Here is a 22,479-nt window from a genome sequence, read left to right on the forward strand (position 1 = left end):
TGTCCGGGCACGGCTGGGCACCCTGTGCACGATGGGCCTGGTGGGACCGGAAGGGCGGTCAGGCGCGGCTGTTCAGGTAGGCGAGCACGGCGAGGACGCGGCGGTTGTCGTCGTCGGAGGGGGCCAGGCCGAGCTTGGCGAAGATGCCGGCCGTGTGCTTGGCGACAGCGCTCTCGCTGAGGAAGAGCCGCTGGGAGATCGCGGCGTTGGAGCGGCCCTCCGCCATGGCCTCCAGCACCTCGCGCTCGCGGGGCGTGAGCGCGGCCAGCGGCTCGTTCCTGGCGTTGCTGGCCAGCAGCTTGGCGATCACCTCGGGGTCCATCGCCGTGCCGCCTTCCGCCACCCTGCGCACGGCGTCGACGAACTGCTCCGCGTTGAACACCCGGTCCTTCAGCAGGTAGCCGATGCCGCCCGAGCCGTCGGCCAGCAGCTCGCGGGCGTAGAGCTGCTCGACGTGCTGCGACAGCACCAGCACGGGCAGCCCCGGCAGCTGCGCGCGGGCGGCCAGCGCGGCCTGGAGGCCCTCGTCGGTAAACGTGGGCGGCAGCCGTACGTCGACCACCGAGACGTCGGGACGCAGCTCCAGCAGGCCCTTCAGCAGCTCCGGGCCGCTCTCCACGGCGGCGACGACCGTGAAGCCGTGCGCCTGCAGCAGATGGACCAGGCCGTCCCTGAGCAGGTAGAGGTCTTCGGCGACGAGCACCCGCTTCATCAGCACGACCCCAGGCCGCCGACGCGGCCGAGTACGAGGCTTCTGTTGTGGACGAGCCGGATGCGCATGGCCGCAATGTACATGAGGGTCCCGAGGGCGATGTTGGCCACGATCATCGGCCACTGCAGGGGCTCGGGCAGGTAGAGGGCGAGGAACCAGCTCCGCTCGTCGATGTGGAACGCCTTGAAGATGGCCGTGACGAGGCCCTGCGGGAAGAGCGGGCACCAGGCCGTGCCGTACAGGACGGCGATCGTGGCGGCCTTCTTGGGGGGCAGCTTCGCCTGGTCCGCCTGGTCGGGGAGGACGTGCGGGATGTCCAGGACGACGGTGGTGGGGCCGCCCGGCGGGCTGTGCAGGGCGAGCACGCCGTCGAAGGCGGCCAGGCGGCGTTCGATGCCGGTCAGGCCGCTGCCCCTGGCCGGGTCGGCGCCGCCCATGCCGTCGTCGCTGACGGTGACGCGCAGGGCCGCGCCGTTGACGCTGATGTCGATGGCCACCGACTCGGCGCCGCTGTGCCGGGCGGCGTTGGCGAGCAGTTCGCTGATCGCGAAGTAGGCCGCCGCCTCCACCGGGGGTTCCAGGCGGTGGGGCAGCTCGACGTCCACCTTGACGCGCAGCGGGCTGTCCATGGCCAGGGCGCGCACGGCGTCGGCGAGGCCGCGTTCGGCCAGCACCGGCGGGTGGATGCCGCGGATGACGGTACGCAGCTCGGTCAGGGTCTCGGCGGAGGCGTCCCTGGTCTTGGCCAGCAGGGCCTTGGCGGCGGCCGGGTTGTCGTCGATGAGCTGCTCGACCGCGCCCAGCGTCATGCCGATGGCCACCAGCCGGGCCTGGGTGCCGTCGTGCAGGTCGCGTTCGATCCTGCGCATCTCGGCGGCCTGGGAGTCGGCGGCGAGGTTGCGCACCTGCCTGAGATGGGTGACCTGGAAGGCCAGGCGGCTGGCGGAGGTGGCGCCGAGCAGGAGGCGGACCATGAGGGCGTACAGCCGCAGGCCGCGCGCCGGGAGCAGGACGAACAGCGGCAGCAGGCCGATCTTGACGATCGGGTCGAGCGTCAGCCAGAGCGTGTCGCGCCAGGTCGCCGGGTCGGTGAGCAGCCACTTGAACCGGTCGTTCCAGGCCGGCATGCGCGGCGACTTGTACAGCGTGCGGTCGACGCGGTAGAGGCCGTCGGCCATGGGGACCGGCGGGGGCGGCTCGGGCAGGTAGGGGGCCTCGATCTCGACGCCGGTCCAGGCGCGCAGCAGGTGGCGGTGGCGCTCGGCCGTCCGTCTGACCAGCCTGGCCTGCCACGGGAAGAAGAAGACCATCCCCAGCGCGAACGACAGCGTGATCATGGCGCCGGCCAGGGGGATCAGCGCCACCTCGACCAGCAGCAGCGCGAACAAGACCGCGACCTGCCCGAACCGTTGAAGCATGCTCCCAGTCTGCGCCAACATCCCCGCCGGGGACATTGCACCTAGATACACCCTTGCCCGGCATCTACCGAGATTCCCCGGAGAACCCGCAGCTCCTAGCGTCGATGCCATGAAGGTGATCGAAGTGCGGAACCTGCGCAAGCAGTATCCGAACCACCTCGCGGTGGACGACGTGTCTTTCGAGGTCGCCGAGGGCGAGATCTTCGGCATCCTCGGCCCCAACGGCGCCGGCAAGACCACGACCGTGGAGTGCGTGGCGGGCATGCGCGCCACGGACGGCGGCACCGTACGCGTGGCGGGCCTGGACCCGCGGCGCGACCGGGACGAGCTGCGCCAGGTGCTCGGCATGCAGCTGCAGAGCGCCGCGCTGCCGGAGAAGATCAAGGTGCGGGAGGCCCTGGACCTGTACGCCTCCTTCTACCCCGACCCGGCCGACTGGCGGCAACTGCTCGAACACGTCGGCCTGGCGCACAAGCGGGACGCCTCCTTCAAGAGCCTCTCCGGCGGCCAGCGGCAGCGGCTGTCGGTCGCGCTGGCGCTGGTGGGCCGGCCGCGGGTGGCGGTGCTGGACGAGCTGACCACCGGACTCGACCCGCAGGCCCGCAGGGACACCTGGGAGCTGATCGAGCAGGTACGCGAATCGGGCGTGACGATCGTGCTGGTCACCCACTTCATGGAGGAGGCCGAGCGGCTCTGCGACCGGCTCGCGCTCATCGACGCCGGCAAGGTGGTGGCCACCGACACGCCCACGGGGCTGATCGCCCAGGTGGGGGCCGAGCAGCACGTACGGTTCCGCCCCTCCGGCCCGCTGGACGACGCCGTGCTGCTGGCGCTGCCCGAGGTGCGCGAGGTCGTCCGGCACGGCGGGCAGGTCTCGGTGTCCGGCACCGGCAACCTCGCCCACGTGGTCACGCTGGCCCTGGCCCAGCACCAGATCATCCCCGCCGACCTGCGCATCGAGCAGGCGACCCTGGACGACGCGTTCCTAGCGCTCACCGGAAGGAAGTTGTCATGACGAAGATCCTGCTCGTGGAGGCCAAGCTGCACCTGCGCGACTGGCCGTTCATGATCTTCACCATCGGGTTGCCGGTCGGTCTGCTACTGGTGCTGGGGCTCAGCGTGCCGGACATGACCAAGCCCGACACCTCCGGGCTGCGGTCGGTGGACGCCCACATGCCGGCCATGATGACCCTGCTCGCGCTGCTGACGCTGGCCTGCAGCGTGCTGCCCACCGTGCTGGCCGGCTACCGGGAGCAGGGCGTGCTCAGGCGCATGTCCACCACGCCGGTGCATCCAGGACGGCTGCTGACCGTCCAGCTCCTGATCAACCTGACCGTCGGGGCCGTGTCCACGGCCGTGCTGATCGTGGCCGGGATGGCGGCGTTCGGGACGTCGGCGCCCAGGCAGTGGCTCGGGTTCGTGCTGGTCTTCCTGCTCGGCACCGCCGCGCTGATGGCCATCGGCCTGGTGATCGCGGCGCTGGCGCCCAACGGGAAGGCGGCCTCGGGGATCGGGTCGGCGGTGATGTTCCCGCTGATGTTCGTCGGGGGCATGTGGCTGCCGCGCGAGATGATGCCGGACGCCCTGCGCAAGGTCAGCGACTTCTCCGTGGCCGGGCCGTTCGCCCAGGCGCTCAAGGACACCTGGGCGGGCCAGAGCCCCCAGCTCCTGCACCTGGTGGTGATGGCCGCGGGGCTGGCGGTGTTCGGGGGCCTGGCCGTGCGGCTGTTCCGGTGGGAGTAGGGACCTCAGCGGCGGGCCCAGACCGGGCGGGCGCCGGTGACGTTGGTCATCAGGGAGTAGAGCGAAGAGGAGGAGGCGATGAACAGCCGATTCCTCTTCAGCCCGCCGAACACCAGGTTCGCCGTGAACTCCGGCAGCCTGAGCCGGCCGATCAGGGTGCCGTCGGGGTCGAAGCAGAGCAGCGCCTTGCCCGCCGCGGCCCAGACGCGGCCGGTGTCGTCGAGGCGCATGCCGTCGAAGTTGTCGGCCTGGGTGCCCTCGGCGAAGACCCTGCCGCCCGACAGCGTGCCGTCCTCGCGCACCTCGAAGACGCGCAGGTGCCTGGCCCTGGTGTCGGCGACGTACAGGAGCTTCTCGTCGAGGGAGAAGGCCAGGCCGTTGGGGCGGACGAAGTCGTCGGCCACCACGCGCACCTCGCCGGTCACCGGGTCGGCGCGGTAGACGTGGCAGCCGTCGATCTCCTGCTCGGCCACGACGCCCTCGTAGTTGCTGGTGATGCCGTACGGGGGGTCGGTGAACCAGACGGAGCCGTCGGAGCGCACGACCGCGTCGTTGGGGCTGTTGAGGCGCTTGCCCTGCCAGCGGTCGGCGATGACGGTGATCGAGCCGTCGGGCTCGGTGCGGGTGACGCGGCGGTTGCCCTGCTCGCACGAGATCAACCGGCCCTCGCGGTCGAGGGTATTGCCGTTGGTGTAGCCGGACGGCTGCCGGAACGGGCCGACGGCGCCGCTCATCTCGTCCCAGCGCAGCATGCGCTCGTTGGGGATGTCGCTCCAGACCAGGAAGCGACCGGCCGGGAAGTAGACCGGGCCCTCGGCCCAACGGGTGCCCGTGTAGAGGCGTTCGATCCGGTCGTCGCCGCCGATCGTGGCGAAACGCTCGTCCAGAACCTCGAACTCGGTGGGGATCGTGTCCATGGCGGTCACCATACGGCATTCAACCATTGACACATTTCACCAGATAGCATTCGGTTGTGGATGAGATCGACAGGACATTGGTCGGGCTGCTGCTGGAGGACGCGACGCAGTCGTACGCCGCGCTCGGCAAGGCGGTGGGGCTGTCCAGCGGGGCCGCGCACGAACGCGTACGCAAGCTGCGCGAGCGCGGCGTGATCAGGCGCACCACCATCGAGGTGGACCAGGACGCCCTCGGCCGCACGGTGACCGCCTACGTGCTGGTGGACGGCGCGAGCTGGATGGGCGACAGCGCCGGCCTGCTGGCGCGGATCCCCGCCGTCGAGGAGGCCCACGTCATCGCCGGGCCCGCGTCGCTGCTGCTCAAGGTGCGCACGTCCAGCACCAAGGAGCTCCAGGACGTCCTGCGCCAGATCTTCGAGGTGGACGGCGTGACCGGCACCCAGACGGTCGTCGTGCTGGAGACGTTCTTCGAACGAAGCCTCAAGTAAGCTTCAGGTATGGTCGCCTGGAACAGCAGAGAACTGACGGTCGGACAGCTCGCCGAGCGCAGCGGCGTGGCCGTCTCCGCGCTGCACTTCTACGAGACCAAGGGGCTCATCGCCAGCCGCCGCACGGCCGGCAACCAGCGCCGCTACCACCGCGACACGCTGCGCAGGGTCGCCTTCATCCGGCTCTCGCAACGCCTCGGCATCCCCCTCGCGACCATCAAGGACGCGCTGTCCGAGCTGCCCGACGGGCGTACCCCCAACCGGGAGGACTGGGCCAGGCTGTCGGCCGCCTGGCGCGGCGAGCTCGACGACCGCATCGAGCAGCTTCAGCGGCTGCGCGACGACCTCACCGACTGCATCGGCTGCGGCTGCCTGTCACTCGACCGGTGCCCGGTGGCCAACCCCCGCGACCGGCTCGGCGAGGAGGGACCGGGCGCCCGTCGCATGGACACCCGGCTGTCCCCGCCCAAGGTCTGCTGCGTCACGCCTTCGGCTGCGCAACCGGCGGAACGATGAGCGTCGGCCGGTGGGCGTGGTGCAGCACATGGTTGGACACGCTGCCGAGCAGCACCGACCTGACCCCCGCCAGACCACGCGAACCGGTCACGATGAGCGAGGCGTCCACCTCGTCGGCCACGTCGACGATCGTCTTCCAGATCGACTCGTTGTCGGCGACCGCGCGGTAGCTCACCTCGGGCAGCCCGGCGGCCGTGGCCAGCTCGGCGCCTTCCTTGGCGTAGTACTCGGCCTGGGCCTGCCCCTCGGTCTCGGTCTCGGGGGAGATCGCCCCCGCCGCCATCGGGTGCTTCCTGATCTGTACGAGCAGCGGCTCCCACACGGTGACGACGACGGTCGGCTGGGCGGCCAGATGCTTGGCGGCGAACTCGATGGCGCTGCGCGAGTCGGCCGAGCCGTCGTAGGCGATCAGGATGGTCATGGCGTTCTCCCCTTTGCTTCAGTCATCGGGTAAAGCGCCCTGATGATCGATCGCCATCCCTTCCGCGCTGTCTGGTTTGTCACACCTTGACCAGGCTTACCTGGTTAGTGCTGGGCCATGTCCACGAAACGGCTGTAATGCCCCTGGAAGGCCACGGTCACCGTGGCGGTGGGGCCGTTACGGTGCTTGGCCACGATCAGGTCGGCCTCACCGGCCCGGGGCGACTCCCGCTCGTAGGCGTCCTCGCGATGCAACAGGATGACCATGTCGGCGTCCTGCTCGATGGATCCCGATTCGCGAAGGTCGCTGACCGCGGGGCGCTTGTCCGTGCGCTGTTCGGGGCCTCGGTTGAGCTGGGAGATGGCGATGACCGGCACCTCCAGCTCCTTGGCCAGCAGCTTGATCGCACGGGAGATCTCCGAGACCTCGTTCTGGCGGCTCTCGGTCTTCTTCGGCGAGCTCATGAGCTGGAGGTAGTCGATGACCACGAAGCGCAGGTCGTTGCGCTGTTTGAGCCGCCGGCACTTGGCCCGGATCTCCATCATCGACATGTTGGGCGAGTCGTCGATGAACAGCGGCGCCTCGGCGACCTCGCTCATCCTGCGCGCGAGGCGGGTCCAGTCGTCGTCGCCCATCATGCCCGAGCGCATCGCGTGCAGGGCGACCCTGGCCTCGGCGGACAGCAGACGCATGGTGATCTCGTTGCGGGACATCTCCAGCGAGAAGATGACGGTGGTCATCCCATGCTTGATCGCCGCAGAACGTGCGAAATCCAGACCAAGGGTGCTTTTGCCGATGGCCGGGCGGGCGGCCACGACGATCATCTGGCCTGGGTGGAGGCCGTTGGTGAGCTGGTCGAGGTCCTGGAAGCCGGTCGGGACGCCGACCATCTGGCCGCCGCGGCTGCCGATGGCCTCCAGCTCGTCGAGGGCGCCCGGCATGATGTCGGCCAGCGGCGCGTAGTCTTCCGACGTGCGGCGCTCGGTGACCTTGTAGATCTCCGCCTGGGCGCGGTCGACGAGGTCGTCGACCTCTTCGTTCTGGCCGCCGTAGCCGAAGGAGACGATGCGGGTGCCGGCCTCGATGAGGCGGCGCAGGATCGCCTGCTCGCGCACGATCTTGGCGTAGTAGCCGGCGTTGGCGGCCGTGGGGACGACCGCCGTGAGCGTGTGGAGGTAGGCGGCGCCGCCCACCCGGGCCATCTCGCCGCGCTTCTGCAGCTCGTCGAAGACGGTGACGGCGTCGGCGGGCTCGCCGCGGCCGTAGAGGTCGGTGATGACGTCGTAGACCATCTGGTGGGCGGGCCGGTAGAAGTCGTCGGACCGCAGGATCTCGACGACGTCGGCGATGGCGTCCTTCGACAGCAGCATGCCGCCGAGCACCGACTGCTCCGCCTCGATGTTGTGTGGCGGGGTGCGCTCGAAACCGGGGCCTCCGCCGCCCTCTTCGTCAATGCTCACCGCGCCCCCTCGAACAACCTTGCAGGCGGTCGCACCACCCCCACTTGTAGCCGACCGGTGTGACAGTTTCGCTGGTTCGGCGCGCGAGGGCAACGCGGCCTGTGGACAACGCTGTGGGCGAGCTGTGCACTATCGCGCCCAGGGTGTGAAAGCTCTGTGGACGAGCCTGGGGATAACTCTTTCGGATATGCACCGATCATCGTCTGACCTGGGCAAACAGTGTCCACCGACTGTGGAGGAAAGAAAGTTGGCCCGACACGCCGTGTAATGGCCATAATAGACAAATGCCCATTACACCCCAGGACCGGGAGATTCTGCGGCTCGCGCTGCCGGCGTTCGGCGCGCTGGTCGCCGAGCCGCTCTTCCTGCTCGCCGACTACGCCATCGTCGGCCACGCCCTCGGCACCACGGCCGTGGGGGCGCTGGGCGTGGCGGGGGCCGTCCTGGCGACGCTGGTGAACCTCTGCGTCTTCCTGGCGTACGGCACGACGGCGTCCGTGGCGCGGCAGAGCGGCGCCGGCAACCACGCGCGGGCCATGCGCAACGGCGTGGACGGCATCTGGCTCGCCCTGTCCATCGGCGTCATGCTCATCGCCCTGGGCTGGCCGCTCGCGCCGGCCATGGTGGACCTGTTCGGAGCCGGCCCCGACCAGGCCGCGCTGGCCGTGACGTACCTGCGGATCAGCCTGCTCGGCGCGCCCGGCATGCTGGTCGTGCTGGCGGGCACCGGGGTGCTGCGCGGCCTCCAGGACACCGTCACGCCGCTGGTGGTGGCCGTGGGCTCGTTCGCGCTGAACGCGGCGCTGAACGCCTGGTTCGTGCTGGGGCTGCATTGGGGCATCGCCGGTTCTGCCTGGGGCACCACGCTGGCCCAGACGCTGGGCGCGGCCGTCTACCTGGTCGTGGTGGTCAGGGGCGCGCGACGGCTCGGCACGCCGCTCGTGCCCGACCTGGCGGGCGTCCGGCAGGCCGGTACGGCCGGTCTGGCCCTGCTCGTCCGTACGGTGTGCCTGCGGATCGTGCTCATCGTGGGCACGGTGGTCGCCACCAGGATGGGCCAGGCCCAGCTGGCCGCGTACGCCATCGCCGGCCAGGTGTGGAACCTGATGGCCTTCGCCCTGGACGCGATCGCGATCGCCGGCCAGGCCATCACCGGACGCTCGCTGGGCGCCGGGGACACGGTCGCCACCAGGGCCGCGACCAGGCGGATGATGCAGTGGGGCCTGTGGTCGGGCCTGGCGCTCGGCGTGGCGGTCGTGGCGGCCAGGCCGCTGCTGCCCGGCCTGTTCGGCGCCGACCCCGCCGTGACCGGCGAGCTCCTGGCCGTGTTGTGGCCGGTCGCGCTGTTCCAGCCGATCTGCGGGGTGGTGTTCGTGCTCGACGGCGTGCTCATCGGCGCGGGCGACCAGCGCTACCTGGCCTGGGCCGGGGTGTGGACGACGCTGGCGTACCTGCCCGCGGCGTTCATGGCCGCCGGGTTCGGCGTGGTCGCGCTCTGGTGCGCGCTCGGGGTGTGGATGATCGCCCGGTTGATCACCCTCGGACGGCGTGCGGCCGGCACGGCCTGGCTGGTGACCGGCGCGTAGCCGATCCGACCAGCCGCGTTACCGCTTCGGACGCCCACAGGCCGGGTCACCGTAATCGTCCTGTGCTTGCCGTTGTCCAAGTGGTGAGACAGAGTGGGCGAGTTCCCTGAGCGGGGTGTTCCGTGTCCACGATTCTTCGACGACTGCCACCGTCAGAGGCGACCGGGTTACGCACCGGCGCCCGGCACAGCCTGTCCGAGGTCTACCGCCCGGCCGACCTCGTCGTTCTCGGTCTCGGCGTGATCATCGGCGCCGGCATCTTCAGCATCGCCGGCGAGCAGGCCCACACCATGGCCGGTCCCGGTGTGATCCTCTCATTCATGATCGCCGGCATCGCGTGCCTGCTCGCCTGCCTGTGCTACGCCGAGCTGTCGTCCACGATGCCGACGTCGGGCAGCGCCTACACCTTCACGTACGTCATCTTCGGCGAGGTCTGGGCCTGGATCATCGGCTGGGCGCTGATCCTGGAGCTGCAGTTCGCCGCCGCGGTGGTGGCCAGGGCGTGGGCGTCCATCGCGGTCAAGGCGGTCGCCGACTTCGGCGTACGGGTGCCGCAAGGCGTGGACGACGTGCTCGTCCTGGTCATCCTGGTGCTGCTCACGGGCATCGTGGCCCTCGGCGCGCGGGTGGGGCTGCGGGCGCTGTGGATCATGGTGTCGGCCAAGCTGCTGGCCATCGGGGCGGTCATCGTCGTGGGCCTGACCCACATCGACGTGGCCAACTACGGCGACTTCTACGTCGAGCCCAAGACCCTGCCCGGCCGTCCGCAGACCATCATCGAGCTCTTCGCCGGGCACGGCCTGGCCTTCGGCTGGTTCGGCGTCTTCGCCGCGGCCTCGGCGATCGCGTTCGCCTACATCGGCTTCGACATCGTCGCGACCTCGGCCGAGGAGAGCGTGAACGCGCCGAAGTCCGTGCCCAAGGGCATGATCCGCAGCCTGGTGATCGCCACGGTCATCTATCTGGCGGTCGCGCTGGTCATGGTGGGCATGGTCTCGTACACGAAGATCAGCGGGGACGCGCCGCTGTCCAGCGCGTTCCGTGCCGTGGGCGTGGACTGGATGGTGCACGTCATCGACGCGGGGGCGGTGCTCGGGCTGACGACCGTGATCCTGGTGCTGATCGTGGGTCAGACGCGGGTGCTGTTCTCGATGGCCCGCGACGGGCTGATCCCGCGCGGCCTGGCCACGGTCAGCCGCAAGTACCACACCCCGTCGCGGGTGACGCTGGTGATCGGGTTCGTCGCGATCGTGCTGGCCGAGTTCGTCCCGGTGCTCACCATGCAGGAACTGGTCGTCATCGGGACATTGTTCGCGTTCCTGTTCGTGGCGGCGGGGGTGATCGTGATGCGGCGGCGCATGCCGCACCTGGAACGCGGCTTCCGCGTGCCGCTCTCGCCGCTGCTGCCCGCTCTCTCGCTGGTCGCCACGCTGTGGCTGATGCTCAACCTGCGGCTGCTCACCTGGGCGTGGTTCGTCCTGTGGATGGCCTTCGGCCTGCTGGTCTACCTTCTGTACGGCCGCCGCCACAGCCTGCTCGCCACCCCGCGGGAGGCCCCGGTCGAACCCGGCCGGGGCCGCCACCGCCGCTAGAGGCGTCCGGATTCGAGCACGCTGCGCAGGAACTCCCTGGTCCGCGGCTGCTCCGGCGAGGCGAAGATCTTCTCCGGCGGGCCCTTCTCCACCAGCACCCCGCCGTCGAGGAAGCACACGGTGTCGGAGATGTCGCGGCAGAAGCTCATCTCGTGGGTCGTGAGGATCATCGTCATGCCCGTCTCCTTGAGCTCCTTGATGATCCCCAGCACCTCCACCACCAGCTGGGGGTCGAGCGCCGAGGTGACCTCGTCCAGCAACATCAGCCGCGGCTGCATGGCCAGCGCCCGGATGACCGCCACCCGCTGCTGCTGCCCGCCCGAGAGCTGGTCGGGGTACGCGCCGGCCTTGGCCGCCAGCCCGAATCTGGTCAGCAGCTCGTGCGCCTGCTCCTCGGCCTGTTCCTTGGACGTCTTGAGCACCCGCCGGGGCGCGAGCGTGATGTTGTCGAGCACGCTCATGTGCGGGAACAGGTTGAACGCCTGGAACACGATGCCGAGCCGCTTGCGCACGTCGTCGACGTCCACGCGGGGGTCGGTGATCTCCTGGCCGTCGAGGTGGATGGCGCCGTCGTCCACGGTCTCCAGCAGGTTCACGCAGCGCAGGAGGGTGGACTTGCCCGACCCGGACGCGCCGATCAGGCTGACGACCTCGTGCGCGCGCACCTCCAGGTCGATGCCGCGCAGCACGCTGTGGCCGTGGAAGTTCTTCCACACCCCTTCGATGGTCAGCAGGCTCATGCGCCACGCCTCCTGCGCGTACGGGCGGCCAGGTGGTCGGTGAACCTGGCCATCGGGATCGTGAGCAGGATGAACACCAGCGAGGCGACCAGGTAGGGGGTGTAGTTGAACTTGTCCTGGACGATGATCTGGGCCTGCCTGAGCGCCTCCAGCGGCCCGATGGTGGCCACCAGCGCGGTGTCCTTCTGCAGCGAGACGAAGTCGTTGAGCAGCGGCGGCACGACCCGGCGGGTGGCCTGCGGGAGCACCACGAACCGCATGGCCTTGACGTGGCTCAGGCCCAGCGAGCGGGCGGCGGCTACCTGGCTCGGATGCACCGACTCGATGCCGGAGCGGAACACCTCGGCCACGTACGCGCCGTACGACAGCGTCAGCGCGATCACGCCCAGCGTCGCCAGGTCGGTCGGGATGCCCTGCAACCGCAGCGCGGGCAGCCCGAACCCGACGAGGTAGATGACCAGGATCGTCGGCACGCCGCGGAAGACGTCGGTGTACAGCGTGGCCAGGGCCCTGATCGGGAAGAACGCGGGCGCGGTGATGCCCCTGGCCAGCGCCACCAGCAGCCCGACGATCAGGATCAGCGGCTCGGCGATCAGGAACATCTTGACGTTGAGCAGGAACCCTTCCAGCACCTTGGGCAACGCGGCGACGAACCACCCGGGCGAGAAGAACGCCTCCCGGACCCGGGGCCAGCCGGGCGAGTTCGTGGCCAGGACGGCGACCAGGACGATGAACACGATCGTCGAGGCCGTCGCGATCGAGGCCGAGCGGCGCGCCCGCGACCTGCGGACACGCTCGCGCTCAAGCTGCCGTTGCGAGGGGACGTGCTCGCTCACGGGCTTACTGGTCGGGCTCACGACAGTTCGGGCGCGCCCGCCGCCGAGCCCAGCCACTCCTGCTCGATCTTGGCCAGCTCACCCTTCGACTTCAGCGAGTCGACGGCCTTGTCGACGCAGGGCTTGAGCGCGCTGCCCTTCTCCATGACCAGGCCGAACTCCTCCGGGGTGCCGCCCGTCGAGCTGAACTGGCCGACGATCTTGGAGTTCTCCACCTGGGCGGCCGTCACGTAGAACGCGGTGGGCAGGTCGACGGCGATCGCGTCCACCTGCTTGTTCTTCAGCGCGTTCACGGCGTCGACCTGGTCGTTGTAGACGTTGGGCTCGGCGGTCGGCTTGACGACGTCCCTGACACCGGCCAGCGACGTCGTGCCCACCTGGACGCCGAACTTGGCGTCCTTGAGCTCGGCCAGGCTCTTGGCCTCGGCGAACTTGCTGCCCTTGATCGCCACGACGGCCTGCTTGACCGTGTAGTAGCCCTTGCTGAAGTCGACCACCTTGGCGCGGTCGGGGTTGATCGAGACCTGGTTGACGTCGAAGTCGAACTGCTTGGCCCCGGGCGCGAACGCGGAGTCGAACTTGACCGTGCTCCACTCCACCTCGGTCCGGTCGAAGCCGAGCTCACCGGCCACCGCGAACGCCACCGCGCTCTCGAACCCCTGGCCGTTGCTCGGGTCGTCGTCCTTGAACCACGGCTCGTAGGCCGGCTTGTCGGTGCCGACGGTCAGCTTGCCGCCGTTGACGAGCTTGAGCTGGTCTTTGGCGCAGGCGTCGGCCGCCGCGGAGCCGGTCGCCGCGGCACCGGTCGCCGTGGGGGCCGGTTGGTCGGCCGGGGCACATGCGACGGCCCCTACCGCGAGCACACCGATCGCGAGCAGCATCGTGGAACGGGCCATGGCAGAGCCTCCAGGGGGAAACACACACAAAGAACGCAGGCATTCTACGCGGCCCCATCAGGAATCAAGTGCGCAGGTCACCAGGCCAGCCGGTGCCGCGGGGGAACGCGTCGCGGCGGCACACCCGTGAAGGCGCCCGGCCCCCGAACCGGCCACAACCACGCGAGGCCGGGCAACGGGCCCGGAACGCGAAAAAGCCCCCCTCCTGGCGGAGGGGGGCTTGATCAGAGCTCGTCAGCCGGCCACGACGTCGACGTCGACGGACGCCGAAACCTCGGGGTGGAGCTTGACGGTGATCTTGTGCGACCCGACGCTCTTGATCGGGTTGCGGATCTCGATGCGACGGCGGTCGAGGATCGGGCCACCGGCGGCCTTGACGGCGTCGGCGATGTCGCCCGTGGTGATCGAGCCGAACAGCCGGCCCGACTCGCCCGCGCGGGTGGACAGCCGCACGCGCAGGGCGCCGAGCTGGCCGGCGACCTCCTTGGCGGTGCCGAGGTCGCGGATCTCGCGAGCGTCGCGAGCCTTCTTGATGGTCTCGATCTGGCGCTCGGCGCCACGCGTCCAGCGCATGGCGTAGCCGCGCGGGATGAGGTAGTTACGGCCGTAGCCGTCCTTGACCTCGACGACGTCGCCAGGGGCGCCGAGGCCGGAGACCTCGTTGGTGAGGATGAGCTTCATGTCGACAGACCTCCTTAGCGCGCGGTGCTCGTGTAAGGCAGCAGAGCCACCTCACGGGCGTTCTTGATCGCGGTCGCCACGTCGCGCTGGTGCTGGGTGCAGTTGCCCGTCACCCGGCGCGCACGGATCTTGCCGCGGTCGGAGATGAACTTCCGCAGCAGCGCCGTGTCCTTGTAGTCGACGTATGAGATCTTGTCGTGGCAGAACAGGCAAACCTTCTTCTTGGGCTTGCGCAGTGCCGGCTTAGCCATCGTGGTGCTCCTCTCAGAGCCCCGCTTTTCGGGCGGGAATGGACTCGGGCTTGTGGACAGGTGTTAGAAAGGCGGTTCGTCGCTGAAGTCGTTGCCGCCGCCGAAGCCGCCGCCCTGGTTGCCGCCGCCGCCACCACCGAAGCCGCCGCCACCGCCGCCGCCCTGGTAGCCGCCGCCCTGGGGCGGGGCGGGCGAGGCAGAGGCCCACGGGTCGTCGGCGGGACCGCCGCCGAAGCCGCCGCCACCGCCGCCACCCTGACGGGTGGTGCGGTTGACCTTGGCCGTGGCGTTGCGCAGGGACGGGCCGACCTCGTCGACCTCGACCTCATAGACCGTGCGCTTCTCGCCTTCCTTGGTCTCGTAAGACCGTTGCTTGAGCCGCCCCTGCACGATGACCCGCATGCCGCGCTGGAGGCTCTCGGCGGCGTTCTCAGCCGCCTGCCGCCACACGTTGCAGGTCAGGAAGAGGCTTTCGCCATCCTTCCACTCGTTGGTCTGGCGATCCATGAACCGCGGAGTGGACGCGATGCGGAATCGAGCCACCGCTTGACCCGTCGGGGTGAAGCGCAGCTCCGGGTCGTCGACAAGGTTGCCGACGATGGTGATTACGGTGTCGCCTGCTGCCATGGCTAGCGCTCGCCTTCCTGCACGCCTTCGCTTGGGTTACGGCTCAGAGTACGGGTGCTCTCCGACAAAAAGCCGGTGGTCGTCAACAAGAAACCCGCTCGTTGAGCCGCCTCCCGGAGGGGCGGCCCGCTTCGCGGCTTTCTTGTGGCTAGTGCACGTCCGGGCGCAGGACCTTGGTGCGCAGGATGCCCTCGTTGAGGTTCATCTGGCGGTCGAGCTCCTTGACCGTCGCGGGCTCCGCGGACAGGTCGATGACGGCGTAGATGCCTTCCGACTTCTTGTCGATGTCGTAGGCGAGACGGCGACGGCCCCAGACGTCGACCTTCTCCACGGTGCCGCCGTCGTTGCGGACCACGGTGAGGAACTGGTCGAGGGACGGCGCGACAGTGCGCTCATCGAGCGAAGGGTCCAGAATGACCATTACTTCGTAACGACGCATGCGGGACTCCAACCTCCTCTGGACTTTTGCGGTCACGACACTCTGCCGTGACAGGAGGACGCTGACGTCAGGCCGCGGCGCCCCATTTCGGCGCCCCGGGGCGATGGGTCACCCATCACAACGCAGCGCTGCCCAGGTTACCAGCCACGAGTAGGTGGGAAGGCCTGTAGGAAACCCAAGGGGGTGGCGGCTGTGCCACATGTGCTTCATCCCTCAGAGAGGGAGCGGTTCAAGCTCACGCTCAACACCGACGGACGCTCTCACCCGGTGGAGAACGGCCTGGCGGTCGCGACACTGGTGTGCGGGCTCGTGGCATTCGTCGCCGCGTTCTTCCCCGCCGCCCACGTGATCTCGTCCTGGATCGGCACGCTCGGTTTCGGGACCGGCCTCTACTCGCAGTACATCTCGGTGACCACGCCGCAGCGCTCGGTCAACATCGTGGGCCTGGTGGCCTCGTTCGTGGGGGCCGTGCTCGGCATCGCCCACGGCGGCTTCCTGCCCCACCCTTGACGGGCCCCGCACACGGCGAACGGCCCCGGTGACGCCGGGGCCGTCGGGTATATGTGACTCACCTGCCGATGTGCAGGTCGATGCCGAGCAGCACCAGGAACCAGAGGAACACCGCGAGCAGAGCCTCGGCGACGTCCCGGAGGAGACCCGGGGTGATGTAGTCGTAGATCCAGGCGACGTAGATTCCGACGATCACGTAGACCAATAAGATCAGCGCCCGCAGCCGCCAGCGTGTCATGTGCGCTCTCCTCGGGGGTAGGGGGTGCCGGGCGTCTTCCCGGAGGCGGTTCCGCCAAACGGATAAGCTCCTTGACATGGTGCGTATCGGAGCTCACGTCGACCAGGACGACCCCGCCGCTCACGCCGAACGGGTCGGGGCGGAGGTCGTGCAGTTCTTCCTCGGCGACCCGCAGGGCTACGCCAAACCGGTGCTGCCGGACAAGCCGGTCGAGGGCGTCGACGTCTACATCCACGCCCCTTACCTGATCAACGTCGCCACGACGAACAACCGCATCAGGATCCCCAGCCGCAAGCTGCTCGAACAGCACCTCAAGGCGGCCGCGGGGCTCGGCGCCAAGGGCCTGGTCGTGCACGGCGGCCACGTCAACAAGAGCGACGACCCGCAGGTGGGCTTCGACAACTGGCGCAAGGTGTTCGAGCGCATGGAGTGCCCGATCCCCGTGCTCATCGAGAACACCGCGGGCGGCGGCAACGCCATGGCCCGCAAGCTGGAGCGCATCGCCCGTCTGTGGGACGCGCTCGACGGCTTCGACGTGGGCTTCTGTCTCGACACCTGTCACGCGCACGCGGGCGGCGAGGAGCTGGTCGACCTGGTCGAGCGGGTCAAGGCGATCACCGGTCGCATCGACCTCGTCCACTGCAACGACTCGCGCGACGACTTCGACTCCGGCGCCGACCGGCACGCCAACCTGGGCCAGGGGAAGATCGACCCCGAGCTGATCCTGGCGGTCTGCCGCGCGGCGGGCGCCCCGGTCGTGGTGGAGACGCCGGGCGAGGGCCAGGCCGACGACATCGCGTTCCTGCGCAAGAACCTCTGAACGTCTCCCGACCGAAAACACACAGCCTGTGGATAACTTCCCTGGATTACCGAGGCGAAGAAACGGGTAGAGACTTCAGCCCGCCCAGGCGCCCGTGAGGAAGCGGGCCGCGTTCAGGTACATGAGCGGCCCGCAGATCATCGCGTACAGCACGATCACCCAGGGCTTCCTGGTCGCCACCTTGGCGACCAGGATCCACAGCGGGAACCACAACAACAGCGAACGCGGGATCGACAGGTAGTACGCCGAGGTCATCAGCGCCGCCGCCTGCAACCCGCAGTAGACGGCCTCGCTCCACCTGCGCAGCGCCAGCAGCCACACCAGCACGCCCACCGCCAGCACGGCCCCGGCGATCTCCATGCGGAAGGCCACCGCGAAGTCGTCGGTGCCCATGGCCGAGTTCCACGTCGTGCGCCACGCCTCCCAGGGCCAGACGAAGTCGCGTCCCCAGCCGGCCTCCTGGGCGTGCTTCCACGCCAGCCAGTCGCCCGACCGCCGGTAGTGGTAGAAGGAGTACGCCGCCAGCGGAAGGAACGGCACCGCCAGCCATCCGGCCCGCCGCCACGACTCCCTGCTCCTGACGAACTCCACCACCAGCGCGACCGCCAGGAACAAGCCGGTGATCCGCACGCACGACGCCCCCGCCGCCAGCAGGACGGCCTGCGGCCAGCGTCCGAGCCGGGCGGCCAGCCACGCGGGGATCGCGAAGGCCAGGAACAGCGACTCGCTGTAGCCCGCCGACAGGAACACGGCCATCGGGAACAGCAGCAGCGCCAGCACCGCCATCCAGCCGGTCGCGCCCTCGAACTCGGCCAGCCTGGCCAGCGCGACCATCGCCACCGCCCCGGCGGCCAGCGAGATCAGCAATCCGCAGATCGCCCAGTCGGGCACCACGAGATGCAGCGCCCGCAGCACGACCGGCAGGCCGGGGAAGAACGCGGGCAGGCCGTCGTCGCGTGGTTTGCCCGGTTCGCCGTCGTACCCGTACTGGGCGATCGTGACGAACAGGCCGGCGTCCCATTGACGCCACTTGCCGGCGTACTCGGCCAGGGTCAGGCCGAGCAGCGTCGACAGCAGGAGCCCGGCCCGCGATCCGAGCCACAGCAGCAGCGCGTCCCGAGCGGCCGAGCGGGTGATCATCTTGTCTTCAGCACGAACCGGTCGGGGGCGTCGTCGAACACCCCGCCTGCCTGGTCGTCGACGCCGGCCTGGCGCACCACGTCCCGTTCAGGACGCAGGATGTCACGGACGACGAACGCCATCATGATGCCGATGGTGATGACCCGTCCCCAGACGGCGGTGAAGTAGGTGTCGTCCCCGATGCCCAGGTCGTCCCTGCTGAGCGGGGACTGGGCGAGCAGGTAGAGCCAGATCGCCGCGAAGTACCAGACCTCGGCGAGCTGCCACAACGCCAGCGGCTTCCACCTGGGCCTGGCCAGCACCGCGAACGGCACCAGCCACAACACGAACTGCGGCGACCACACCTTGTTCGTCATCATGAACGCGGCCAGGGCGAGGAAGCAGAGCTGCGCCAGCCGGGGCCGGCGCGGCGCGGTGAGCGCGAGCACGGCGATGCCCAGGCAGAGCACGGCGAGCGTCACCATGCCGAGCGTGCTGACGTCGCCCTCGCCCAGGATCCCCCAGCCCTTGCGCTGGAAGAACAGCCACGGCGAGCCCCAGTCGATGCCGCGTTCCTGGGAGAAGACGTAGAACCGGCGCCAGCCGTCCCAGGCGAAGACCATGAAGGGCACGTTCACCACGAGCCAGGCCGCCGCGGCCGACCCCAGCGTCACCAGGAACGGCCGCCAGCGCGCGGTCCGCAGCGTGAGCAGGAACAGCGCGCCGAGGAACATCAGCGGGTAGAACTTGGTCGCGATCGCCAGCCCGAGCAGCACGCCCGCGAGCACCTGCCGCCTGCGCGCCCAGGCCAGCAGCATGCCCATCGACAGCGCGCCGGCGACCAGGTCCCAGTTGATGTACGCGGCCAGGATCACGGCGGGCGAGATCGCGTACCACAAGGCGTCCCACCGGCGGGTGGGCCCGGCCACCGCCGCCATCAGCAGGACGCCGGCCACCAGGCAGATGCCGAGCAGCAGGACCGTCAGGTCGTAGAACCGGACGGCCTGCGCGACCTGGTCGAGCTCCAGCTTCCGCGAGATCCAGGCGATGACCTGCATCACCTCGCCGAGCACCACGGGGTACTCGACCTGCTTGTCGAACGGCACGTCGGCGAAGTACGGGTTCTGGGTCGCCAGCTGCCGGTCGAAGTACAGCGGGTAGATGTCGGTGTAACAGAAGTTCGTGTACGTCTGGACCTGGTCGTTCCATCCGCCGGTCCGGCACGGCAGCCGCACGACGTAGCCGAGCACGGCCCCCAGAGCGGCGATCAGCCCCAGGGGCAGGTACGGCACGGCACGCGCCGCCAGCGGGACGCGTGCCTCGGTCGTGGTCACCACTCCTCGTGTCGGGCGCTCATCTGCGAGGTTCCCGTCGGCCGGGAGTCGGGCACCTTGCCGCCTCCGCCGCCGCTCAGGATGCCGTGGTCGTCGGCCTCGGGGATGCCGGTGTCGCCCTGCGAGTCGTCGGTGACGTCACCGCTGTCGTCGTTGCACGGCGCGACCAGGCAGTTCTGCTCGCTGCCGTCGTCGAAGGGGTTGTCCCCGCCGTCGTCGAACGGGTTCGTGGCGGTCGGCGTCGGCGTCGGCGTCGGGCGCTCCACGATGTTCTCCGGCAGGCCGATGTCGGCCTTCTGCGGGAACTGCTCGATCGGCTTGCCCTCGTGCGCGGCGAGCATGAAGCGCCGCCAGGTCGCGGTGGGCGGGCCGGCGCCCTCGAAGCCGAGCGGGGCCTCCACGGCCGTGGTGTACGGGTTGTTCGGGCCGTACTTCTTGCTCGGCTTCTTCTCGTTGGGGACGACGGGACAGTTGGAGTGCCGGGGCTGAACGACCTTGCGGGTCTTGGTCACGCACTGCTCGCGGTAGAACCCCACAGCAGTGGAGATCTGCGGCGTGTAACCGACGAACCAGGCTTCCTTCTCGTTGTTGTTGGTGCCGGTCTTGCCGGCCGCGGGCCGGTTGCCGAGCCCCTGGCCACGGGCGGTGCCGCTCCTCAGCACCTCCTGCATGGCGGTCGTCGCGTCGGCGGCCACCTCCGCGTCGATGACCCTGGACGAGGTCCGCTGCTCGGGGTAGACGACCTGGCCGTTGAGCTTGACGTCCTGGACCACGTGGTACTTGGTGTACTTGCCGCCGTTGGCGAAGATCGAGTACCCGGCGGCCTGCTCGACCGGCGTCACCAGGGCGCTGCCGATGGCGAACTGGAACTGGTGGTCCTTGACGTCCTGGTCCATGCGCCCCTTGTCGAACCCGGCGTTCTCCACGAGCTCCTTCACCTCGTCGAGCTTCCCGGGCAGCTTGTACGCCATCGACACGTACGCGGTGTTGACCGACTCGGCCGTGGCCTTGACCACGTCGACGGCCTGGCCGACGTTGTGGCTGTTGCGGAAGCCGCCGTCCTGCTGGCCGGGGATGACCTTCGGCACGGTCTGGTTGCCCGGCACGTAGCTCTTGAGCGAGTAGCCGGCCTGCAGCCAGGCCGCCAGCACGTACGGCTTGAACGCGGACGCGGCCTGCTTCTCGGCGTCGAAGGGCTCGTTGAACGGGTCGGTGATGAAGTTCGAGCCGCCGTAGAAGGCCAGGACTCGGCCGTTCCGCGGGTCGACGGCGGCCAGACCGGCGTGGAACTCCTTCGACATGTTCGCCGTCGTGGCCTCGACCGCCGTCTTGGCGGCCTTCATGAGCTTCTCGTCGAAGGTCGAGGTGATCTGGTAGCCGCCGCTCCTGACCATGTCAGGGGTGAGCTTGCGCTGCTTCAGCTCCTCCAGCACCTGCGTGATCATGTAGCCGCGCAGGCCCGCGTAAACTTCCTTGATCTCGCCCTTGTAGACCTTGGGGAACTTGGCCTTCGCCGGCAGGTCGCCGTACTTCTGGGGCCACTGCTCGGCCATGTACTTGATGGTCGTGCTCCACCGTTCGCGCAGGCCGGGGTCGTCGGGGCCCCAGCTCGGGCGCTGGATGCGGGCGGCCAGGTAGGCGCCCTGCTCGGGGGTCAGGTCCTTGGCGTGCACGCTCTTGCCGAAGTACGCCTGCGAGGCGGCCTCGACACCGTATGCGAGGCCGAAGTTCACGGTGTTGAGGTAGCGGGCGAGGATGTCTTCCTTGCTCAGCGTCTGGTTGAGCTTGACCGCGACGAAGATCTCCTTGAGCTTGCGCTTGACGGAGACCTCCTGGCTGAGGCCGTCGTAGTAGCCGCGGGCCATCTGCTGGGTGATGGTCGAGGCGCCCTGGAGCTGCTGGCCGGTCGCGGTCATCCACACCGAACGGGCCATGCCCGAGATGGAGACGCCGGAGTCCTCGTAGAACGTCTTGTTCTCGATGGCGACCGTGGCGTCCTTGACCGTTTCCGCCATCTTGTCGATGGTGACGGTCTGCCGGGGCACGCCGAGCTTGGCGAGGACCTTGCCGTTGCGGTAGTAGAGCGTGCTCTGCTGCGCCACCGCCGACGCCTGCGTGCCCTCGGGCACCGGCGTGAGGTTGTACGCGACCATGATCATGCCGAAGATGCCGGCCGCCAGCACGACCACGCTGGCCACGACGATCTTCCAGCTCGGCACGAACCGGCGCCAGCCGCTGCGCTTCCTGCCCGGCGGGCCGGGCGGCTCGGGCGGCTCGCCCTGCCCGCTCGCCCGGCGCGAGCGCCTGGGCGGCGCGTCGCTGACCATCGTCTCCTGGTTGCTCATCGACCGCGTGTCCTGCCGCGCCCGGGAGCGGCTGCGCGGCATCGGCTCCTCGCGCCCCTGGGGCGCCCCGTTCTGGGGCTGCGGCCCGGAGGCGGGGTCGCCGTACGGCTGCGCGGACATCGCACCCGTCTGCTCGTACGCGGCTTCAGGACGACGCTGCTGCTGCGAAGCACCCCAATCGGAATCGCCGGTTTGGGGAGGAGAACCTGGGGGCACAGAACGGGATGAGTTGGAGCGACGGCGCCTTCCCGGGCGGGCCGTCCCCTCATTCATGCTGTTACTCACACGTCCTCGCATCGTCGTCGGATAAAAACGGCGTATGGGCGTGAGGTGACTCGCCGCCCTCGGTGTTCACGGTTGGCCGACGAGGTCTGGCGGTCCGTTGCCGAGGACGAACGAGACCGTCAGGTGGTTCCAGGAACAACCTTGGCAGACCTCGACGACGTACACCCGGAACTCATCGTAATCATGGGCCATTTCGACAAGCTCTGACGTGGCCTTTGCCTGACCGGCATGCCGTCCCAGCGAATCGCCGAAGACATAGGTCACGTTGGTGACGTTCTCCCTCTCGCACACCGGGCAGAGACGTTCGGTCGGTTCGCCGAACACGCGGGCCGCGCGAAGGAGGTACGGCTGTGCGTCACAGAGGTCCCCGCGCGAGGCACGGCCCACCTCCAGGGAACGGACCGCTGCCCGCTTGGCGAGGCCGTAGTCCACCACCCTCCGCTGTGACCACATGAGCGCCAGACTACGGCGTTTTACCGAATCATCCCAACGGCTTGGCAAATCC

25 protein-coding genes are annotated in these 22,479 nt (G+C 69.2%); 8 read left to right on the forward strand and 17 right to left on the reverse strand.

Annotation, left to right across the window (positions count from 1 at the left end; all coding sequences use genetic code 11):
• Positions 1-58: 58 nt before the first annotated feature.
• Positions 59-712: a response regulator transcription factor gene (locus ABZ459_RS23920; RefSeq protein WP_357973939.1), complete on the reverse strand. Its 654-nt coding sequence runs from the start codon at positions 710-712 to the stop codon at positions 59-61.
• Positions 712-2,130 (reverse strand): histidine kinase, encoded by a 1,419-nt coding sequence (locus tag ABZ459_RS23925; protein WP_357973942.1) that lies wholly within the window; start codon positions 2,128-2,130, stop codon positions 712-714. The genes ABZ459_RS23920 and ABZ459_RS23925 overlap by 1 nt, the downstream gene beginning before the upstream one ends.
• Positions 2,131-2,239: 109 nt before the next feature.
• On the opposite strand from ABZ459_RS23925, the gene ABZ459_RS23930 reads away from it, so the two are divergent.
• Positions 2,240-3,145 (forward strand): ABC transporter ATP-binding protein, encoded by a 906-nt coding sequence (locus tag ABZ459_RS23930; protein ID WP_357973945.1) that lies wholly within the window; start codon positions 2,240-2,242, stop codon positions 3,143-3,145.
• Complete coding sequence (locus tag ABZ459_RS23935) at positions 3,142-3,873, forward strand: ABC transporter permease (RefSeq protein WP_357973948.1); 732 nt, start codon at positions 3,142-3,144, stop codon at positions 3,871-3,873. Before ABZ459_RS23930 ends, ABZ459_RS23935 begins: the two co-directional genes overlap by 4 nt.
• A gap of 5 nt (positions 3,874-3,878) precedes the next feature.
• Here the strand turns inward: ABZ459_RS23935 and ABZ459_RS23940 are convergent, their stop codons facing one another.
• Complete coding sequence (locus ABZ459_RS23940) at positions 3,879-4,790, reverse strand: SMP-30/gluconolactonase/LRE family protein (RefSeq protein WP_357973951.1); 912 nt, start codon at positions 4,788-4,790, stop codon at positions 3,879-3,881.
• A gap of 56 nt (positions 4,791-4,846) precedes the next feature.
• On the opposite strand from ABZ459_RS23940, the gene ABZ459_RS23945 reads away from it, so the two are divergent.
• Both ABZ459_RS23945 and soxR read left to right on the forward strand, forming a co-directional pair.
• A complete protein-coding gene (locus ABZ459_RS23945) occupies positions 4,847-5,278 on the forward strand; it encodes an Lrp/AsnC family transcriptional regulator (RefSeq protein WP_357973954.1) in 432 nt (143 codons plus the stop codon).
• 9 nt (positions 5,279-5,287) lie between these two features.
• A complete protein-coding gene (gene soxR / locus ABZ459_RS23950) occupies positions 5,288-5,794 on the forward strand; it encodes a redox-sensitive transcriptional activator SoxR (protein ID WP_352362238.1) in 507 nt (168 codons plus the stop codon).
• On the opposite strand, the gene ABZ459_RS23955 is transcribed toward soxR, so the two are convergent.
• Both ABZ459_RS23955 and dnaB read right to left on the reverse strand, forming a co-directional pair.
• Positions 5,760-6,215: a universal stress protein gene (locus tag ABZ459_RS23955; RefSeq protein ID WP_357973958.1), complete on the reverse strand. Its 456-nt coding sequence runs from the start codon at positions 6,213-6,215 to the stop codon at positions 5,760-5,762. The genes soxR and ABZ459_RS23955 overlap by 35 nt on opposite strands.
• A gap of 104 nt (positions 6,216-6,319) precedes the next feature.
• Positions 6,320-7,675 carry a replicative DNA helicase gene (dnaB, locus tag ABZ459_RS23960; protein ID WP_357973961.1) on the reverse strand — a complete coding sequence of 452 codons (1,356 nt, stop codon included), beginning with the start codon at positions 7,673-7,675 and terminating at the stop codon, positions 6,320-6,322.
• A 284-nt stretch (positions 7,676-7,959) separates the two neighbouring features.
• On the opposite strand from dnaB, the gene ABZ459_RS23965 reads away from it, so the two are divergent.
• Entirely contained in the window at positions 7,960-9,261 is a 1,302-nt protein-coding gene (locus ABZ459_RS23965; RefSeq protein WP_357973964.1) for an MATE family efflux transporter, read from the forward strand.
• Positions 9,262-9,383: 122 nt separating this feature from the next.
• Complete coding sequence (locus ABZ459_RS23970) at positions 9,384-10,853, forward strand: amino acid permease (protein WP_357973967.1); 1,470 nt, start codon at positions 9,384-9,386, stop codon at positions 10,851-10,853.
• Here the strand turns inward: ABZ459_RS23970 and ABZ459_RS23975 are convergent.
• From ABZ459_RS23975 to rpsF, 7 genes are all read right to left on the reverse strand, one after another.
• Complete coding sequence (locus tag ABZ459_RS23975; protein ID WP_357973970.1) at positions 10,850-11,593, reverse strand: amino acid ABC transporter ATP-binding protein; 744 nt, start codon at positions 11,591-11,593, stop codon at positions 10,850-10,852. The genes ABZ459_RS23970 and ABZ459_RS23975 overlap by 4 nt on opposite strands.
• The gene (locus ABZ459_RS23980) at positions 11,590-12,429 is read right to left on the reverse strand and encodes an amino acid ABC transporter permease (RefSeq protein ID WP_357973973.1); all 840 of its coding nucleotides are present in this window, start codon (positions 12,427-12,429) and stop codon (positions 11,590-11,592) included. The genes ABZ459_RS23975 and ABZ459_RS23980 overlap by 4 nt, the downstream gene beginning before the upstream one ends.
• 17 nt (positions 12,430-12,446) lie before the next feature.
• Positions 12,447-13,325 carry an ABC transporter substrate-binding protein gene (locus ABZ459_RS23985; RefSeq protein WP_357973976.1) on the reverse strand — a complete coding sequence of 293 codons (879 nt, stop codon included), beginning with the start codon at positions 13,323-13,325 and terminating at the stop codon, positions 12,447-12,449.
• Positions 13,326-13,559: 234 nt separating this feature from the next.
• Positions 13,560-14,006, reverse strand: coding sequence for a 50S ribosomal protein L9 (rplI, locus tag ABZ459_RS23990; RefSeq protein WP_352322940.1), 447 nt, complete (start codon positions 14,004-14,006; stop codon positions 13,560-13,562).
• 14 nt (positions 14,007-14,020) lie between these two features.
• Positions 14,021-14,257 carry a 30S ribosomal protein S18 gene (rpsR, locus tag ABZ459_RS23995; protein WP_020543048.1) on the reverse strand — a complete coding sequence of 79 codons (237 nt, stop codon included), beginning with the start codon at positions 14,255-14,257 and terminating at the stop codon, positions 14,021-14,023.
• Between the two features lie 63 nt (positions 14,258-14,320).
• Entirely contained in the window at positions 14,321-14,884 is a 564-nt protein-coding gene (locus ABZ459_RS24000) for a single-stranded DNA-binding protein (protein WP_357973979.1), read from the reverse strand.
• Positions 14,885-15,032: 148 nt separating this feature from the next.
• On the reverse strand, positions 15,033-15,323 hold the full coding sequence (gene rpsF / locus ABZ459_RS24005; protein ID WP_026214314.1) for a 30S ribosomal protein S6: 291 nt from the start codon (positions 15,321-15,323) through the stop codon (positions 15,033-15,035).
• Positions 15,324-15,515: 192 nt separating this feature from the next.
• Between rpsF and ABZ459_RS24010 the strand changes: the two genes are divergently transcribed.
• The gene (locus ABZ459_RS24010; RefSeq protein ID WP_357973982.1) at positions 15,516-15,833 is read left to right on the forward strand and encodes a hypothetical protein; all 318 of its coding nucleotides are present in this window, start codon (positions 15,516-15,518) and stop codon (positions 15,831-15,833) included.
• Between the two features lie 58 nt (positions 15,834-15,891).
• On the opposite strand, the gene ABZ459_RS24015 is transcribed toward ABZ459_RS24010, so the two are convergent.
• Positions 15,892-16,071, reverse strand: coding sequence for a hypothetical protein (locus ABZ459_RS24015; protein WP_357973985.1), 180 nt, complete (start codon positions 16,069-16,071; stop codon positions 15,892-15,894).
• 76 nt (positions 16,072-16,147) lie between these two features.
• Here ABZ459_RS24015 and ABZ459_RS24020 point away from each other — a divergent pair, with 76 nt between their 5' ends.
• A complete protein-coding gene (locus tag ABZ459_RS24020; RefSeq protein ID WP_357973988.1) occupies positions 16,148-16,891 on the forward strand; it encodes a deoxyribonuclease IV in 744 nt (247 codons plus the stop codon).
• 75 nt (positions 16,892-16,966) lie between these two features.
• On the opposite strand, the gene ABZ459_RS24025 is transcribed toward ABZ459_RS24020, so the two are convergent.
• The 4 genes from ABZ459_RS24025 to ABZ459_RS24040 all read right to left on the reverse strand — a co-directional run bounded on the left by ABZ459_RS24025 (position 16,967) and on the right by ABZ459_RS24040 (position 22,427).
• Positions 16,967-18,031: a mannosyltransferase family protein gene (locus tag ABZ459_RS24025; RefSeq protein ID WP_357973991.1), complete on the reverse strand. Its 1,065-nt coding sequence runs from the start codon at positions 18,029-18,031 to the stop codon at positions 16,967-16,969.
• Entirely contained in the window at positions 18,028-19,344 is a 1,317-nt protein-coding gene (locus ABZ459_RS24030; protein ID WP_357973994.1) for a glycosyltransferase 87 family protein, read from the reverse strand. Before ABZ459_RS24030 ends, ABZ459_RS24025 begins: the two co-directional genes overlap by 4 nt.
• Positions 19,341-21,809, reverse strand: coding sequence for a transglycosylase domain-containing protein (locus ABZ459_RS24035; protein WP_357973997.1), 2,469 nt, complete (start codon positions 21,807-21,809; stop codon positions 19,341-19,343). The genes ABZ459_RS24030 and ABZ459_RS24035 overlap by 4 nt, the downstream gene beginning before the upstream one ends.
• A 231-nt stretch (positions 21,810-22,040) precedes the next feature.
• On the reverse strand, positions 22,041-22,427 hold the full coding sequence (locus ABZ459_RS24040; protein WP_352322948.1) for a DUF5318 family protein: 387 nt from the start codon (positions 22,425-22,427) through the stop codon (positions 22,041-22,043).
• Positions 22,428-22,479: the final 52 nt, after the last annotated feature.

Source organism: Nonomuraea sp. NPDC005692, from assembly GCF_040631115.1.
In the GTDB taxonomy this organism is placed as follows: domain Bacteria; phylum Actinomycetota; class Actinomycetes; order Streptosporangiales; family Streptosporangiaceae; genus Nonomuraea.

Excerpts from the sequence above, each read along its gene's own strand:
- ABZ459_RS23920 (WP_357973939.1), bottom strand. The coding sequence starts at position 712 with ATGAAGCGGGTGCTCGTCGCCGAAGACCTCTACCTGCTCAGGGACGGC.
- ABZ459_RS23925 (WP_357973942.1), bottom strand. The coding sequence starts at position 2,130 with ATGCTTCAACGGTTCGGGCAGGTCGCGGTCTTGTTCGCGCTGCTGCTG.
- ABZ459_RS23930 (WP_357973945.1), top strand. The coding sequence starts at position 2,240 with ATGAAGGTGATCGAAGTGCGGAACCTGCGCAAGCAGTATCCGAACCAC.
- ABZ459_RS23935 (WP_357973948.1), top strand. The coding sequence starts at position 3,142 with ATGACGAAGATCCTGCTCGTGGAGGCCAAGCTGCACCTGCGCGACTGG.
- ABZ459_RS23940 (WP_357973951.1), bottom strand. The coding sequence starts at position 4,790 with ATGGACACGATCCCCACCGAGTTCGAGGTTCTGGACGAGCGTTTCGCC.
- soxR (WP_352362238.1), top strand. The coding sequence starts at position 5,288 with ATGGTCGCCTGGAACAGCAGAGAACTGACGGTCGGACAGCTCGCCGAG.
- ABZ459_RS23955 (WP_357973958.1), bottom strand. The coding sequence starts at position 6,215 with ATGACCATCCTGATCGCCTACGACGGCTCGGCCGACTCGCGCAGCGCC.
- ABZ459_RS23965 (WP_357973964.1), top strand. The coding sequence starts at position 7,960 with ATGCCCATTACACCCCAGGACCGGGAGATTCTGCGGCTCGCGCTGCCG.
- ABZ459_RS23975 (WP_357973970.1), bottom strand. The coding sequence starts at position 11,593 with ATGAGCCTGCTGACCATCGAAGGGGTGTGGAAGAACTTCCACGGCCAC.
- ABZ459_RS23985 (WP_357973976.1), bottom strand. The coding sequence starts at position 13,325 with ATGGCCCGTTCCACGATGCTGCTCGCGATCGGTGTGCTCGCGGTAGGG.
- rplI (WP_352322940.1), bottom strand. The coding sequence starts at position 14,006 with ATGAAGCTCATCCTCACCAACGAGGTCTCCGGCCTCGGCGCCCCTGGC.
- rpsR (WP_020543048.1), bottom strand. The coding sequence starts at position 14,257 with ATGGCTAAGCCGGCACTGCGCAAGCCCAAGAAGAAGGTTTGCCTGTTC.
- ABZ459_RS24000 (WP_357973979.1), bottom strand. The coding sequence starts at position 14,884 with ATGGCAGCAGGCGACACCGTAATCACCATCGTCGGCAACCTTGTCGAC.
- rpsF (WP_026214314.1), bottom strand. The coding sequence starts at position 15,323 with ATGCGTCGTTACGAAGTAATGGTCATTCTGGACCCTTCGCTCGATGAG.
- ABZ459_RS24015 (WP_357973985.1), bottom strand. The coding sequence starts at position 16,071 with ATGACACGCTGGCGGCTGCGGGCGCTGATCTTATTGGTCTACGTGATC.
- ABZ459_RS24020 (WP_357973988.1), top strand. The coding sequence starts at position 16,148 with ATGGTGCGTATCGGAGCTCACGTCGACCAGGACGACCCCGCCGCTCAC.
- ABZ459_RS24025 (WP_357973991.1), bottom strand. The coding sequence starts at position 18,031 with ATGATCACCCGCTCGGCCGCTCGGGACGCGCTGCTGCTGTGGCTCGGA.
- ABZ459_RS24035 (WP_357973997.1), bottom strand. The coding sequence starts at position 21,809 with ATGTCCGCGCAGCCGTACGGCGACCCCGCCTCCGGGCCGCAGCCCCAG.
- ABZ459_RS24040 (WP_352322948.1), bottom strand. The coding sequence starts at position 22,427 with ATGTGGTCACAGCGGAGGGTGGTGGACTACGGCCTCGCCAAGCGGGCA.